The organism is Streptomyces sp. HUAS CB01 (assembly GCF_030406905.1).
Lineage (GTDB): Bacteria > Actinomycetota > Actinomycetes > Streptomycetales > Streptomycetaceae > Streptomyces > Streptomyces chengbuensis.
Genome location: NZ_CP129137.1, coordinates 5,921,478 through 5,935,881 on the forward strand (window position 1 = coordinate 5,921,478; position 14,404 = coordinate 5,935,881).

Annotated in this window: 13 protein-coding genes; 8 read left to right on the forward strand and 5 right to left on the reverse strand. The window is 72.8% G+C overall.

Translation table 11 applies throughout. The features are described 5' to 3' along the window. Positions 1-253: 253 nt before the first annotated feature. A complete protein-coding gene (locus tag QRN89_RS26135; RefSeq protein ID WP_290351806.1) occupies positions 254-1,033 on the reverse strand; it encodes a VOC family protein in 780 nt (259 codons plus the stop codon). Between the two features lie 240 nt (positions 1,034-1,273). Between QRN89_RS26135 and QRN89_RS26140 the strand changes: the two genes are divergently transcribed. Further along, positions 1,274-2,128, forward strand: coding sequence for a sulfurtransferase (locus QRN89_RS26140; protein WP_290351807.1), 855 nt, complete (start codon positions 1,274-1,276; stop codon positions 2,126-2,128). Between the two features lie 306 nt (positions 2,129-2,434). Here QRN89_RS26140 and sepH read toward each other — a convergent pair whose 3' ends face one another. Then, on the reverse strand, positions 2,435-3,505 hold the full coding sequence (gene sepH / locus QRN89_RS26145; RefSeq protein WP_290351808.1) for a septation protein SepH: 1,071 nt from the start codon (positions 3,503-3,505) through the stop codon (positions 2,435-2,437). Between the two features lie 435 nt (positions 3,506-3,940). Here sepH and QRN89_RS26150 point away from each other — a divergent pair, with 435 nt between their 5' ends. Next, a complete protein-coding gene (locus QRN89_RS26150) occupies positions 3,941-4,816 on the forward strand; it encodes a hypothetical protein (RefSeq protein WP_290351809.1) in 876 nt (291 codons plus the stop codon). A 67-nt stretch (positions 4,817-4,883) separates the two neighbouring features. Here QRN89_RS26150 and QRN89_RS26155 read toward each other — a convergent pair whose 3' ends face one another. Both QRN89_RS26155 and QRN89_RS26160 read right to left on the reverse strand, forming a co-directional pair. Beyond that, on the reverse strand, positions 4,884-6,215 hold the full coding sequence (locus tag QRN89_RS26155; protein ID WP_290351810.1) for a D-arabinono-1,4-lactone oxidase: 1,332 nt from the start codon (positions 6,213-6,215) through the stop codon (positions 4,884-4,886). Then, on the reverse strand, positions 6,172-7,416 hold the full coding sequence (locus tag QRN89_RS26160; RefSeq protein ID WP_290351811.1) for an MFS transporter: 1,245 nt from the start codon (positions 7,414-7,416) through the stop codon (positions 6,172-6,174). The genes QRN89_RS26155 and QRN89_RS26160 overlap by 44 nt, the downstream gene beginning before the upstream one ends. 106 nt (positions 7,417-7,522) lie before the next feature. Here QRN89_RS26160 and QRN89_RS26165 point away from each other — a divergent pair, with 106 nt between their 5' ends. Next, positions 7,523-8,665: a ferrochelatase gene (locus QRN89_RS26165; RefSeq protein WP_290351812.1), complete on the forward strand. Its 1,143-nt coding sequence runs from the start codon at positions 7,523-7,525 to the stop codon at positions 8,663-8,665. A 119-nt stretch (positions 8,666-8,784) separates the two neighbouring features. Further along, on the forward strand, positions 8,785-9,585 hold the full coding sequence (locus QRN89_RS26170) for an inositol monophosphatase family protein (protein WP_290351813.1): 801 nt from the start codon (positions 8,785-8,787) through the stop codon (positions 9,583-9,585). Positions 9,586-9,679: 94 nt separating this feature from the next. Here QRN89_RS26170 and QRN89_RS26175 read toward each other — a convergent pair whose 3' ends face one another. After that, complete coding sequence (locus QRN89_RS26175) at positions 9,680-9,853, reverse strand: hypothetical protein (RefSeq protein ID WP_290351814.1); 174 nt, start codon at positions 9,851-9,853, stop codon at positions 9,680-9,682. Between the two features lie 349 nt (positions 9,854-10,202). Between QRN89_RS26175 and QRN89_RS26180 the strand changes: the two genes are divergently transcribed. From QRN89_RS26180 to QRN89_RS26195, 4 genes are all read left to right on the forward strand, one after another. After that, a complete protein-coding gene (locus QRN89_RS26180) occupies positions 10,203-10,856 on the forward strand; it encodes a response regulator transcription factor (RefSeq protein WP_290351815.1) in 654 nt (217 codons plus the stop codon). A gap of 2 nt (positions 10,857-10,858) precedes the next feature. Further along, entirely contained in the window at positions 10,859-12,103 is a 1,245-nt protein-coding gene (locus QRN89_RS26185) for a sensor histidine kinase (RefSeq protein ID WP_290351816.1), read from the forward strand. A gap of 422 nt (positions 12,104-12,525) precedes the next feature. Next, positions 12,526-12,822 (forward strand): DUF4193 domain-containing protein, encoded by a 297-nt coding sequence (locus QRN89_RS26190; protein WP_017946571.1) that lies wholly within the window; start codon positions 12,526-12,528, stop codon positions 12,820-12,822. 13 nt (positions 12,823-12,835) lie between these two features. After that, on the forward strand, positions 12,836-13,804 hold the full coding sequence (locus QRN89_RS26195; protein WP_290351817.1) for a hypothetical protein: 969 nt from the start codon (positions 12,836-12,838) through the stop codon (positions 13,802-13,804). Positions 13,805-14,404 lie beyond the last annotated feature (600 nt).

A 14,404-nucleotide genomic window follows, 5' to 3' on the forward strand; every position in this document is an offset into this window, starting at 1 on the left:
CTCGGTGGCGGCGGGCACTGGGCGCGAGCACCCCGGGCGGCTCCGGCCCCGGCGGGGCGGCAGGGGGTTCCGAACGGGTCCGGCCGATCCGGCGGCGGGTTCCGGGCAGGTACCGGTGGCGGCGGGGATCCGGGCAGGTCTCGCCGGCAGGGGGTTCCGAACGGGTCCGGCTGATCCGGCGGCACGGAGCCCGCGGCGTGCCCGGCGTCCGGCCGCGGTCGGCCCCGTACGGCGGGAGCCCCGCGCCACTCGCTCAGTCCTGCCGGGCGCTCCGCACCACGGTGAAGACCGCGCCCTCGGGGTCGGCCACCGTCGCCAGCCGGCCACTCGTACCGTCGCACGGTTCGCGCACGACGTGTCCGCCGAGATCCACCACCGTGGCCACGGTCCTGTCGGGGTCCTCGACCTCGAAGTAGGTCATCCAGTGCGAGCCCCTGTCGCGCGGCAGCGCGTGGCCCACGCCGTGGATCGAGGCCACCGGACGGTTGTCCAGGTGCAGCGTCAGATAGTCGAAGTCGGCCGAGACCACGGGCTCCAGGTCGTAACCGAAGACCGTCTGGTAGAACTTGCCGACCGCCGAGGCCTCCCGGGTCATCAGCTCGTTCCAGACGGGCGTGCCATGGGTGCCGAAGAGGGCGGTGCCGGTGTGCGCGGCCGCCTGCCAGACGCCGAAGACCGCGCCCTCCGGATCGGCGGCGATGACCAGCCGGCCGGCGTCCGCCGCGTCGAGCGGCCCGACGCCGATCGTGCCGCCGCACATCCTGATCTGCTCGGCGGTCTCGTCGACGTCGTCGGACGCCATGTACGTCGTCCAGGCGATCGGCAGATGGCGGTCCGGCGGGAGCTGGCCGATGCCCGCCACCTCCTTGCCGTCGAGCAGTGCGCGGACGTACGGCCCGAGTTGCTGCGGCCCCGGGACGAACTCCCAGCCGAACAAGGCCCGGTAGAAGTCCTGCGTCGTGTCGAGTCCGTGCACCATGAGGCTCACCCAGCAGGGCGTGCCTGGTCTGCGCCGAGTCGCCTCGGTCGTCATCGTCACTCTCTCCTCGGACCATCGTCGTCGTGGCCGTGCGGGGACCGGCGGCCGTCGTACGGGAACGGCCCTCATCCCGTGCAGATGCTCGCACCACCGCGTACGCCGCGCGTCACGGCCGCGCCGCTCCTTCCCGGGGGATCCTCCAGGGAAGGATGCCCGTTCCGGCACCTTCCATCCGTGGTGCGGCCATGGCCGTTGCTGCCGCGGGCCCGTCGGGCCCTGAGCGAAGATGGCGTTATGAACCCCATCATCACCGCTACCGAACTCACCGGCGAGTCGGCCGGTCCGCGGCCTCCGGTGCTGCTCGACGTCCGCTGGCAGCTCACCGCGGCCAAGGCCGCCGGTGCCGCGCCCTTCGACGGCCGGGCCGCCTACGAGGCCGGTCACCTCCCGGGCGCCGTGTACGTCGACCTCGACTCCGAGCTGGCGGGACCGCCCGGGCGGGGCGGCCGGCATCCGCTGCCGGACCTGGAGGCCTTCGGCGCGGCGATGCGCCGTGCCGGGGTGTCGGACGGCGCCCCGGTCGTCGTGTACGACGGGGGCCAGGGCTGGGCCGCGGCGCGGGCGTGGTGGTTGCTGCGATGGGCGGGGCACACGGACGTCCGGGTCCTGGACGGAGGTCTCGAGGCATGGGACGGACCGTTGAGCACGGACGTCCCGGCCACGGAGCCGGGGGACTTCACCCCCGTGCCCGGCGGTCTGCCGCTGCTCGACGCGGACGGCGCCGCGGCCCTGGCCCGGTCCGGAGTCCTGCTGGACGCCCGCGCCGCCGAGCGCTACCGGGGCGAAGTCGAGCCGATCGACCCGGTCGGCGGGCACATCCCCGGCGCGGTGTCGGCCCCGACCACGGAGAACGTCTCCGAGGGCGGCACCACCCTCCTGCCCCGTGAGGAACTGGCCGCCCGCTTCAAACGGCTCGGCGCCGCGGACGCTCCCGAGGTCGGTGTCTACTGCGGGTCCGGCGTCTCCGCAGCGCACGAGGTCCTGGCCCTGGCGGTCGCCGGCATCCCGGCGGCGCTCTACGCGGGCTCCTGGTCCGAGTGGTCGTCCGACCCCGCCAGGCCCGTCGCGACGGGCCCCGACCCGCAGTAGCCGACCCGACCCGGCCCCGGCCTGCGACAGTCGGCAGAGGGCCGGGATCCCGAACCCCCACGCTCTCGACCGTGCGGGGCGCCCGGACCCCGGCCCCCCGGCCTCTCTGCGGCACGCCGGCCCCTCCGTGTCACCGGCCACGACGAGGAGCCCGCAGCCCGGGTCCGCCACCTCGCCCCGGGTCCGGCACACGGCCCCGGTTCGGCACGGCAGGCGGCACGGCCGGCATGGCGGCGGGCTCGTACGCAAAGCGTGAGGGCTCATACGGAAATCCGTATGAGCCCTCCCCTTCATCACCCGGAGGTGCTACTCCTGCTTCTTCCTGCGGGTGCCGAACACGATTTCGTCCCAGCTCGGCACCGCCGCGCGGCGCCCCGGTCGCACACCGTCCGCCTCGGCCTGCCGGTCCGTGGTCCCGGTGAGGCGGTCGCGGTGGCCGGTGACCGACCGCGGCATCAGGACGTCCGCGTACGCGGAGCCGGCACCCGCGGACGCGGCGGGGGCGGGAGGCTCCTCGGCCGCGGGCTCCTGGACGGGCTCGGTGGCCGGATCCTCGGGGGCGGGCCGCTCCGGCACGACGAGGTCGCCGCGGAAGCTCGGCACCGCCTCCAGCAGGCTGGTCAGCGAGTCCCGCTCGGTCTCCTCCGGCTCGGGCGCCGGTGCCGGGAGCTGCGCGGGACGGTCCGGCGTGCGGTCCAGCGGCCGGTCCCGGGGGAGCCGCGCGATGCGCGGCACGAACGGGAAGCTCGGCTCGTGGGTGACGCCGATCGCGTCGTCCGTCTCCCCGATCAGCGCCCGGGCCTCGTCGTCGACGGCCTGGACGAGCCGGCGCGGCGGGTCGTACGTCCAGCTCGCCGAGTGCGGCTCTCCCGCGACCCGGTAGACGAGCAGCACTTCCCAGGTGCCGTCGTCGCGGCGCCAGGAATCCCACTGGACGGTGTCCTTCTCGGCGCCCCGCAGCAGCAGACGCTCCTGCACCGCCTCGCCGAGCTGCGGGCCGGCGTTCTCCCCGGGACGCCGGACGGGCGTCTTGCGCGCACGCTCCGCCATGAACGCGCGCTCCGCGAGGACGGGGCCCTCGAACCGGCGCACCCGTTCCACGGGGATGCCGGCGAGCTGGGCGACCTCTTCCGCGGAGGCGCCTGCTCTTATGCGCGCCTGGATGTCACGGGGGCGGAGGTGGCTCTCGACCTCGATCTCGATCTGGCCGAGGCGCGCGCGGTCGTTGCGAACGGCAGCACGCAGCCGTTCGTCAATCGGAAGCGTGTACTCCGTGCTGTCCGCAGCCTTCAGCACCAGTCGTGTGCCGTCGTTTGAGACGGCCACGACACGCAGTTCGGGCATGGGGACCTCCCGGGTGGTGCCTGCCGACGTCACGTGCGTCGCTGCTTCCGCTAGTCGAGTGTGGCCTGCCCGGGTGCAGCCTGCCACAACCTTGCCGAGTTGCCCGGCGTGTCGGGCATGGGCCCTGGACCGCCGTTATGGCACGGTTACCTGTTTGCAACGCAGGGTGACGAGCGTCGTCACCCTGTGCAGCAGGCGACCGTGCGGTGCCACGGCGCCGCCGGTTCGAGTGCCGCTTTCGGCCCCCTGTTCCCGGGGCCGTGCACCCGTGAGAGAGACCGGACCCAGGGCTCGTCACAGTACTCCATTCGGGCCATCGGGGTGGACCGGCGCGCCGCCGAAGTTGTCGCGGAGGCCGCAAGTTCCGTTCCTCTACCCCGATTTCGAGGGTGGCAAGCTTCACAGAATCCGCAGAATCGGAACTATTCGATTCGCCCATATGTCCCTTCCTGGTGCACGGTGGGACAGATGGGTAAGCAGAGGCTGGAGATGCATCACAAGCGGGACAACGGCACGGCGGAGCAGAAGGAGCGGCGGCTGGACCTGAGCGTTCCGCAGGTCGCGGGCAGTGCGCTCGCTGCGGTGGCGGCGGCGGTCCTCGCATCCCAACTCGGCGTCTACGGAACGATCCTGGGTGCCGGAGTGGTGAGCGTGGTCGCCACTTGCGGCGGCACCGTCTTCCAGCACCTGTTCCGGCGAACCGGCGAACAGATTCGCGACGTCGCCCAGCAGTCCCGCCCCAAGGGCCCCCGCCCGGCGGCCGGTTCCCCGGAACCGGAGCCCGCCGCCCTCGGCGAGCCGCCCGCCCACGGGGAGTTCGGCGAGCCGACCACCCACGGAAACCGGGTCCGGGGCCGGAAGCGGTCCCTGCTCGCCGCCGCCGTCGTCTTCGCGGTCGCGATGATCGGCATCACCGGGTACGAGCTCGCGTCCGGCCAGGACCTCAGTGGCGGGCGGGGCACCACGGTGGGCACCGCCGTACGCGGCGGGGGCGGCAACGCGTCCGGCGACGAGTCCCCTTCGCCGTCGGACCCGCAGCAGGGCCGGGACGGCGGTCGGCACGGGCACCGGGACGGCACCTCCGCAACGGACGACGCCCCCGGAACGGGCAGCGGCGCGGGCGACCGGGGCGGGAGCGGCACCGACGGTGACGGCCGGGGCGGCTCGGGCTCCACGTCGGGCTCCGGTGCGGGGCCGGGAGCGGACGGCGGCGAAGAGGGCCGGCCCGCGCCCGCCCCTTCCGCGTCCACCGGCGACGAGAGCCCGGCGCCGGACCAGGACCCGACACCGTCCGCGCCCACACCGTCCGCGTCCACGGGAGGAGACGCTCCGGATGCTCCCTAGTGCCGTGACCGGGGTCGGGGGCCCGGGGGGCAGGCCTCACGAGCGGCCGGGCCCCGGCGCGAGGTGCCTAGGCGCCCAGTACCCGCCGCAGGTAGTCGTTCCCGAACACCCGGTCGGGGTCGAGCCGGTCGCGCAGCGCCAGGAACTCGCCGAACCGCGGGTAGACGCTCTCGAAGTACTCCGCGTCCCGCGTGTGGATCTTGCCCCAGTGCGGCCGGCCGCCGTGCGCGGTCATGATCCGCTCGACCGCGGTGAAGTACGAGCGGTACGGCGTCCCCTTGTACATGTGCACGGCGATGTACGCGCTTTCGCGTCCGGACGCCGTCGACAGCGTGATGTCGTCGGCGGGAGCCGTCCGCACCTCCACGGGGAAGCTGATCCGCAGCGGCGAACGGTCGACCATGGCCTTCAGTTCACGGAGCGCCGGGACCGCGGACTCCCTCGGAAGCGCGTATTCCATCTCGACGAACCGCACCCGCCGGGGGCTTGTGAAGACTTTGTAAGGGATGTCCGTGTACGTGCGGGCCGACAGCGCGCGGCTGGAGACCTTCGCGATCGCCGGAATGGTGGCCGGTATCGCTCGTCCGAGTGAATTGACCACCTGGAACAGGCCGTTGGAGAGGAGCTCGTCCTCGATCCACCCGCTGACCGCTCCGGGCGGGGCGACGGGACCGGCGCTGCGGTTGTTGCGCTTGGTGTTGCAGTTGCCCGTGTGGGGGAACCAGTAGAACTCGAAGTGCTCGTTCTCCGCGTGCAGCTCGTCGAACTCCGACGTCACCCGGTCGAAGGTCATCGGCTCCTCGCGAGCCGTCAGCAGGAACAGCGGCTCCACGGCGAAGGTGATCGCGCTGATCACGCCCAGTGCGCCGAGCCCGATCCGGGCGGCGGCGAAGATCTCGCGCTCCTCGTCGGTGCCCTTCTCGGAGCAGGTCAGCACCGAACCGTCGGCCGTGATCAGTTCGAGCCCCCGGATCTGCGCGGAGATCGAGGCCGAGTCACGGCCGGTGCCGTGCGTCCCGGTGCTCGTGGCGCCCGCCACCGTCTGCTCCATGATGTCGCCCATGTTCGTGAGCGACAGGTCCTCACGGGCGAGCGCGGCGTTGAGCCGCTTCAGCGGGGTGCCGGCCTCGACGGTCACCGTCATCGCCGTACGGTCGATCTCCCGGATGCCGGTGAGGAGATCGGGCCGGACCAGCACCCCGTCGGTCGCGGCGATCGCGGTGAACGAATGGCCGGAGCCGACCGTCTTCACCCGCAGTCCGTCCTCGGCGGCGCGGCGCACGGCCTCCGCCAGCTCCCCGGCCGAGGCCGGGGTGACCTCCCGTACCGGCCGGGCGGCAACGGTGCCCGCCCAGTTACGCCACGCGTTCCTCGTCGTGGTCCTGGATGTGCTCGTCATCCCGCCCCTCCCGCGTCGGCACCGGCCTGCGCAGCCGGCTGTACCCCAGGAACGCGACCACGACCGCGAGCGCTCCCGCCACCGCGGGCACCGCGTACGCCGCACCGGCCCCGTACTCGTCCACCACCCATCCTGAGGCCGACAAGCCGAGCGAGACGCCGACCGCGAGCCCGGTACCGGTCCAGGTCATGCCCTCGGTCAGCTTGGTGCGCGGTACGTGCGCTTCGACGAGGGCCATGGTCGTCACCATGGTCGGCGCGATGGCCAGGCCCGCGACAAAGAGCGCCACGGCCAGGACCACCAAGTTCCCGGCCAGTTGGAGGGGGATCATACTCACGGCCATCGCGCACACGCCCAGTACCCATCTGCGGGCCGGCTCGCCCTTCAGGTGCAGCAGTCCGAAAACCGCTCCCGCCAGGCAGGAGCCCAGCGCGTACACCGCCAGGACCAGGCTGGCCGCGGCCTTGCTGCCCTGCTCCTCGGCGAAGGCCACCGTCACCACGTCGATCGAGCCGAAGATGGCGCCCGTCGCGACGAAGGTCACGACCAGTACCCGCAGACCGGGTGAGCGCAGGGCGGAACCGGCGCTGTCGGACGTACGCGGGTGCGGCGCGGGCTCGGTCGCGCGCTGCGCCGTCAGCCAGAGGACGCCGACCACCAGGAACGCGGTGGCCAGCAACGGGCCCGCCTCGGGGAACCAGACCGTGGACAGCCCGATGGAGACGATCGGGCCGATGATGAAGCACACCTCGTCGACGATGGACTCGAAGGCGTACGCGGTGTGCAGTTCGCGCGGCGAACCGTGGTGGATCGCCGCCCAGCGGGCCCGGGTCATCGCGCCGACCGCCGGGATGCAGCCGGCACAGGCGGTGAAGGCGAACAGCATCCAGTTCGGCGCCCCCTGCTGGGCGCTGACGAGCAGTCCGGCCACCGCGACGACCGAGATCAGCAGGGCCGGCCGCAGCACCCTGCCCTGGCCGTGCCGGTCGACGAGCCGGGAGACCTGGGGGCCGAGCACCGCCGCCGAGAGCGCCAGGGTCGCGGAGAGCCAGCCGGCGAGGCTGTAGCGCCCCGTCAGCTGGGAGACCATGACCACGATGCCGACGCCCATCATGGACAGCGGCATGCGTCCGAGGAAGCCCGCGGCGGAGAACGCCAGGGTGCCGGGGGCCGCGAATATGGCGCGGTAGGGACTGGGCAAGTGGCGCTCCGTAAGGAATGTGAGTGGCCCGTACAGCTTACGGGTGAGGCAACCCTTACTCCAGTGCGGTTTCCCCGCTGACCGAGGCTGGTGGGAGGATCGCACCATGGCCGAACAGCACGATCCCGCCCCGCGCGACCCCGCTCCCTACGACGCTCTGCTGCTGCTCTCCTTCGGCGGCCCGGAGGGGCCGGACGACGTGGTCCCGTTCCTGGAGAACGTGACGCGGGGCCGCGGCATCCCCAAGGAGCGCCTGAAGGAAGTCGGTCAGCACTACTTCCTGTTCGGCGGGGTCAGCCCGATCAACGACCAGAACCGGGCGCTGCTGAAGGCGCTCCGCAAGGACTTCGCCGGCGCCGGCCTCGATCTGCCGGTCTACTGGGGCAACCGGAACTGGGCGCCGTACCTGACCGACACCCTCCGCGAGATGGTCCTGGACGGGCGCCGCCGGGTGGCCGTGCTGGCCACCAGCGCCTACGCCTCGTACTCGGGCTGCCGGCAGTACCGGGAGAACCTGGCGGACGCGCTCGCCGCGCTGGAGGCCGAGGGGCTGCCGCTGCCGCGCGTCGACAAGCTGCGGCACTACTTCAACCATCCCGGGTTCGTCGCCCCGATGGTCGAGGGCGTGCTCTCCTCGCTCGCCGACCTGCCCGAGGACGTCCGGGCGGGCGCGCACCTGGCGTTCACCACCCACTCCATCCCGGAGGCCGCGGCGGACAGTTCGGGCCCGGTCGCCGAGCACGGCGACGGCGGGGCGTACGTGCGGCAGCACCTCGACGTGGCACGGGTGATCGTCGACGCGGTCCGGGAGGCGACCGGCGTCGCCCACCCGTGGCGGCTCGTGTACCAGTCGCGCAGCGGTGCCCCGCACATCCCCTGGCTGGAGCCGGACATCTGCGACCACCTGGAGGAGCTGCACGGCGACGGGGTCCCGGCGGCCGTGATGGTGCCCATCGGCTTCGTCTCCGACCACATGGAGGTCCTGTACGACCTCGACACGGAGGCCACCGCCAAGGCTGCCGAACTGGGTCTTCCGGTACGCCGGTCGGCGACGGTCGGGGCCGACCCGCGCTTCGCCGCCGCGGTCCGCGACCTGCTCCTCGAGCGCGCGGCGACCGAGCGGGGGAAGGTGGTGGAGCGGTGCGCGCTCGGTGCGCTCGGGCCGTCCCACGACCTCTGCCCGATCGGATGCTGCCCGGCCAGGTCCGAGCGCCCGGCGGCGGCGGGCGCGGACAGCCCGTACGCCTAGAGCCGACGCGGACGCGGACCGCGACGTAAGGCCGGGGAGCCGGCGTACGGACTGAGGGGCGCGGTCGCCGCCCGCACGCCCCGGCACACCACACAGCCACGCACCTGGGAGCCATTTCCGTGACCGACCCACTGCTCGACGAACTGCTGTCCCTCGCGCTGGAGGCCGCGCGGAGGGCGGGTGAGCTGCTGCGGGACGGCAGGCCCGAGGACCTCGCCGTGGCCGCGACCAAGTCAAGCCCCATCGACGTCGTGACCGAGATGGACATCGCCGCGGAGAAGCTGATCACCGGCTTTCTCGCCGGGGCCCGGCCGGACGACGGCTTCCTCGGCGAGGAGGGGTCCTCGACGGAGGGCACGAGCGGTGTCCGCTGGGTCGTGGACCCGCTCGACGGCACGGTGAACTATCTCTACGGTCTGCCCACGTGGGCCGTGTCCGTCGCCGCCGAGCGGGACGGCGAGACCGTCGTCGGCGTCGTCGAGGTGCCGATGCGCGGCGAGACGTACCGGGCCGTGCGCGGCGGCGGCGCCTTCTGCGGCGACCGCCGGCTCCGCTGCCGGCCCGCGCCGCCTCTGGACCAGGCACTGGTCTCGACGGGCTTCAACTACGTCCAGTCCGTCCGCCGCCACCAGGCGGAGGTGGCACGGCAGCTGATCCCGCAGCTCCGCGACATCCGGCGCGGCGGCTCCGCGGCCGTGGACCTCTGCGACGTCGCCGCGGGACGCCTGGACGGCTACTACGAGCGGGGTCTCCACCCCTGGGACCTCGCCGCGGGGGACCTCGTCGCCCGCGAGGCGGGGGCCCTCACCGGGTCCCGCCCGGGGGAGCCGCCCTCCGGCGAGCTGGCCGTCGCGGCGTCGCCCGGCGTCTTCACCCCCCTCCAGCGCCTGCTCGAGGACCTGGGTGCCTGGCACGACTGACCACGCCGACGGCGGTCCTCACCGGTGCCCGTACGGGGCCGAGCATGCGTGAGGGCCCGGTGCCGTCCCATGGCACCGGGCCCTCACGGGCGGGTCAGGCGCTGACGGCGCCGAACTGCACGCCGTGCTCCGCCGCGAGACGGTGCAGGTCGTCCAGCTCGGCCTGCTCGACCTCCGCCAGGAAGTCGTCGCCGTCCTCGCGGGCCCGCGTGAGGTCGGTCTCCGTGGCCTTGATGCGCTGCAGAAGACCTGCGGTGAATGCGTCCATGGTCGCGCCCCCTCGTCGTGGGTCGGTGGCGGGGTGGTGGATCACGCGCACCCTCTGGGGGACAGAGAGACGGGGTGTGGCATGCCACATACATGGCGTGATCGCGGGGTGTGCAGTCGTCCTCCCCACGGCCACCCTCAGGGAAACCTCAACTCCACAGGGTTCCGCGTGAATTCCCGGTGCACTCCCGGTGCCGCCGGGGTGCCCCGTCTCCGTCTTACGGCCGGTTTACGCGCGTAAGGGGCAGGATGGAGACACAACGAACCACCATTCGACCACCGACCTGCCCGGGTCACCGTCGACCTGCCCGGTCACGGGACGGGGAGGTCACAGAGGAAGGACCAGCCTCGTGCGCGTACTCGTCGTCGAGGACGAGCAGCTGCTCGCCGATGCGGTGGCCACCGGACTGCGCCGGGAGGCCATGGCGGTCGACGTCGTGTACGACGGCGCCGCGGCCCTGGAACGCATCGGGGTCAACGACTACGACGTGGTCGTCCTCGACCGCGATCTCCCCTTCGTCCACGGCGACGACGTCTGCCGCAAGATCGTCGAACTCGGCATGCCCACCCGTGTGCTGATGCTGACCGCCTCCGGCGACGTCAGCGACCGCGTGGAGGGCCTGGAGCTCGGGGCGGACGACTACCTGCCCAAGCCCTTCGCGTTCACCGAGCTCATCGCTCGCGTGCGCGCGCTGGGCCGGCGCACCACCGTGCCGCTGCCGCCCGTCCTGGAGCGTGCCGGGATCAAGCTCGACCCCAACCGCCGCGAGGTGTTCCGTGAGGGCCGGGAGATCCAGCTCGCCCCCAAGGAGTTCGCCGTGCTCGAGGTCCTGATGCGCAGCGAGGGCGCGGTCGTCTCGGCGGAACAGCTGCTCGAGAAGGCCTGGGACGAGAACACGGACCCGTTCACCAATGTCGTCCGGGTCACCGTCATGACCCTGCGCCGCAAGCTCGGCGAGCCCCCGGTGATCGTCACCGTCCCGGGCTCCGGCTACCGGATCTGACCGTGGCGACGGCACCCGCACCCCCCACGGCGCCCCCCAAGCCGACCTGGGACCCACGCGAGCCCGTGGGTCCCCTGCTGCGCCCCACGATCCGCATAAGGCTCACCCTGCTGTACGGCGGGATGTTCCTGATCGCGGGCATCCTGCTGCTGTCGATCATCTACCTCCTGGCGGCCCAGGCGCTGCACGACGGCATCCGCCAGTCCGTCGAGGTCGGTGCCGCGCCGGGCGCGAACGTCACGATCACCAGTCCCACCTGCCCGCGCATCAACGAGCTGGTCGACAACGCCGAGCGGAACGCGGCCCTGAAGCTGTGCATCGCCGAGCAGCGGCAGCACGCCCTCGACGAGCTCCTGACCCGCTCGCTCTTCGCGCTCCTCGGCCTGAGCGTCATCGCGTTCGCGTTCGGCTACGCCATGGCCGGCCGCGTGCTGTCCCCGCTCGGCAAGATCACCCGCACCGCGCGCCGGGTCGTCGGTACCGACCTCTCGCGGCGGATCGAGCTGGACGGCCCGGACGACGAGCTGAAGGAGCTCGCAGACACGTTCGACGAGATGCTGGAGCGGCTGGAGAGGGCCTTCTCCGCACAGCAGCGGTTCGTCGCCAACGCCTCGCACGAGCTGCGCACTCCGCTGGCGATCAACCGGACCCTGCTGGAGGTGCACCTCTCCGACCCGGGTGCCCCTGCCGAGCTCCAGCAGCTCGGCAGGACCCTGCTCGCCACCAACGAGCGCAGCGAGCAGCTCGTGGAGGGCCTGCTGCTGCTCGCCCGCAGCGAGAACCAGATCGTCGAGCGCAAGCCCGTCGACCTGGCCGAGGTGGCCGGCCGCGCGGTCGACCAGACGCGGGCGGAGGCCGAGGCCAAGGGCGTCGAGATCCGCGGGGAACGGGCGCCGGCCGCGGTCCAGGGCAACGGCGTCCTGCTGGAGCGGATCGCCCTGAACCTCGTGCAGAACGCGGTGCGGTACAACATCGCGGACGGCGGCTGGGTGGAGGTCACCACCGAGGTCCAGCACGGTCAGGCGGTGCTGGTGGTGACGAACACCGGACCGGTGGTTCCCGCGTACGAGATCGACAACCTCTTCGAGCCATTCCGGCGGCTCCGCCAGGAGCGCACCGGCAGTGACAAGGGGGTGGGACTTGGCCTGTCGATCGCGCGGTCCGTCGCGAGGGCCCACGGGGGCCGTATCATCGCGGAGCCGCGCGAGGGCGGCGGCCTCGTCATGCGCGTCACCCTGCCGCTCTGAGACCCGCTCCCGGGACCGCAGGTGACACCGAAGGGCCACCGAGGGAAACGCTTGTGTTCGCTTTACGCGGAATTTTCGGGACTCACACCCGGAGGTTCGCTGTGTGATCGATCACAGGGGCGGATTTCCGGCCCTGTACTCTCCGTCGTCAAAGATCCTGTGGAACGCCGGGAACGTCCGGGTTTCCGGGGGTCGGAATGACGGGAAGTACACGGGGTGGCGCCCGTGAAGTGCGACATTAGGACCGTGTACGGTCCTGATCGCCATCCAAGCTGATCACCCTTGAGGGGTCGGGTTGGGTGTCGATTGAGTAACAGACCTTGATGTGAGGCAAAATCTCCGCCTCAGGTCGGGCACAAGTCCGGCCTCTCACGCGTTACGTGCGCTGGAGACACCGCAAACACCCAGAGGGGGAGAGCGACATGGCTACGGATTACGACACCCCACGCAAGACCGACGACGACATCGATTCCGACAGCCTCGAAGAGCTGAAGGCGCGCCGGAACGACAAGACGACCTCCACGGTCGACGTCGACGAGTTCGAGGCCGCAGAGGGCCTGGAGCTGCCCGGTGCGGACCTCTCGAACGAGGAGCTGGCCGTCCGGGTGCTGCCCAAGCAGGCGGACGAGTTCACCTGCATGAGCTGCTTCCTGGTCCACCACCGCAGCCAGCTGGCCCGCGAGAAGAACGGCCAGCCGATCTGCCGCGACTGCGACTGAGGTCCGGTCGGCCGTGGCAGGTGACGGACCGGCGGACCGGCCGGCGAAGCGCCGCTTCCGCCGGAAAGGTCCCCCGGACGCACATCCGGGCGGTACCGGCCCGTGGGACGGCGAGAAGCCGTCGGACGGGCAGGAGGACGCTGCCCGGCTGCCCTCCGCCGGTGCGCGTGACGACGAGCGGGGCCGGCCGGCCTCGCTCGAGGCCGCACCCGGGTCGGGTGCCCCGTCCAGGACCCGGCGCCTGGACGCGGTCAAGGAGGGCGTCCGCAGGAGCGGCGCGGCCGCCAGGACCGGCGTGCGCAAGAGCGGCGAGGCCGCGAAGGTCGCGCTGGGCTTCGTCGCCGACCGGCTCATCGAGTACGCCCCGCGGATTCCCGTCCGCGATCTCACCACCCTGCGGGCGCAGTTCCCGGGCCTCGGCCCGGACCAGATCGCGGACAAACTGATCGCGGGCGCGGCCAACGGCACGTCGACCGTGGGCGCCGGGATCGGCGCCGCGGCCATGATGCCGGTGCCGCCCGCGCTGCCGGCCGAGCTGGCGACGGAGATCATCGGCGTCGCCGCGATCGAGCTGAAGCTCATCGCCGAGCTGCACGAGGTCTACGGCCGGCGCCCGCCCGGCAATCTCAAGGAGCGGTCCACCGCGTACCTCGCCAGCTGGTCGGAGGAGCGCGGCATCGACGTGTCCAAACCGGCGACGATCAACGCCGCCCTGGGCGGTCAGATGAAGCGCGAGCTCCGGCAGCAGATCATGAAGCGCACGGTCCGCAATCTGCCGAACCTGATGCCGTTCATGATCGGCGCGGCCGTGGGCGCCGTGATGAACCGGCGCGACACCAGGAAGCTCGCCGAGCGCATCCGCAAGGACCTGCGTGCCCGGCAGGTCCCCTGGGACGCGCTGCCCCCGCAGCCCCGGCTGGACCAGCCCGACGAGCTGCCGCACACCATTCCCGTCGAACTCCGACGCGAACTCGACCAGTGACTCCGCCGGTGCCCGCCTGTGGGCACCCCTGCACGGGCGTGTGGGGCCCGCTGCCGCCTGCGGACGGCCGTCCGCGCCCACCTGACCCGGCCTGCCCGGCACGGCCCCTCGTGCCCCCCTCCGGGGCGCCGGCCCCACGGGCCGGACCGCGCCGGGCCTGTCGGCCGCTTGCGTCGGGCGTCAGCGCGGTGCCTGACGGTTCGGGGCGCGGGGACCGGACCCCGCGGGCCCGTGCCGGGCGGCGACCCCGGACCACCCCCTCCGTCCTGCGGCCGAGGTGGTGCTGCGGCTGCCCTTGGAGGCGGTGGGACGAGCCGTCACCCAGGGAGGACCAGGGCGAGGGCGGCGGCAGCCCCGGGGCGCGCCGCCGAGGAGCCGCGCGGCCTGCCGGGCAGGCTCCCTCATGCCCCGTCCGGGTTGCGGCCTCCCCGTGCGCCGGGCTTCAGTCCTGCCTGAGCAGCCCGGGTCGTGGACGGTCGGACGCTGCGGGGCCGGGCCTGCCCGTCCCGGGGCCCCGGGCCCACGGCCCGGACCGCGCCGGACCTGTCGGCCGCTTTGCGCGGGGCTTCAGTGCTGCCCGGCGGGTCGGGTCGGGCGGTC

Excerpts from the sequence above, each read along its gene's own strand:
- QRN89_RS26135 (WP_290351806.1), bottom strand. The coding sequence starts at position 1,033 with ATGACGACCGAGGCGACTCGGCGCAGACCAGGCACGCCCTGCTGGGTG.
- QRN89_RS26140 (WP_290351807.1), top strand. The coding sequence starts at position 1,274 with ATGAACCCCATCATCACCGCTACCGAACTCACCGGCGAGTCGGCCGGT.
- QRN89_RS26150 (WP_290351809.1), top strand. The coding sequence starts at position 3,941 with ATGGGTAAGCAGAGGCTGGAGATGCATCACAAGCGGGACAACGGCACG.
- QRN89_RS26155 (WP_290351810.1), bottom strand. The coding sequence starts at position 6,215 with ATGACGAGCACATCCAGGACCACGACGAGGAACGCGTGGCGTAACTGG.
- QRN89_RS26165 (WP_290351812.1), top strand. The coding sequence starts at position 7,523 with ATGGCCGAACAGCACGATCCCGCCCCGCGCGACCCCGCTCCCTACGAC.
- QRN89_RS26175 (WP_290351814.1), bottom strand. The coding sequence starts at position 9,853 with ATGGACGCATTCACCGCAGGTCTTCTGCAGCGCATCAAGGCCACGGAG.
- QRN89_RS26190 (WP_017946571.1), top strand. The coding sequence starts at position 12,526 with ATGGCTACGGATTACGACACCCCACGCAAGACCGACGACGACATCGAT.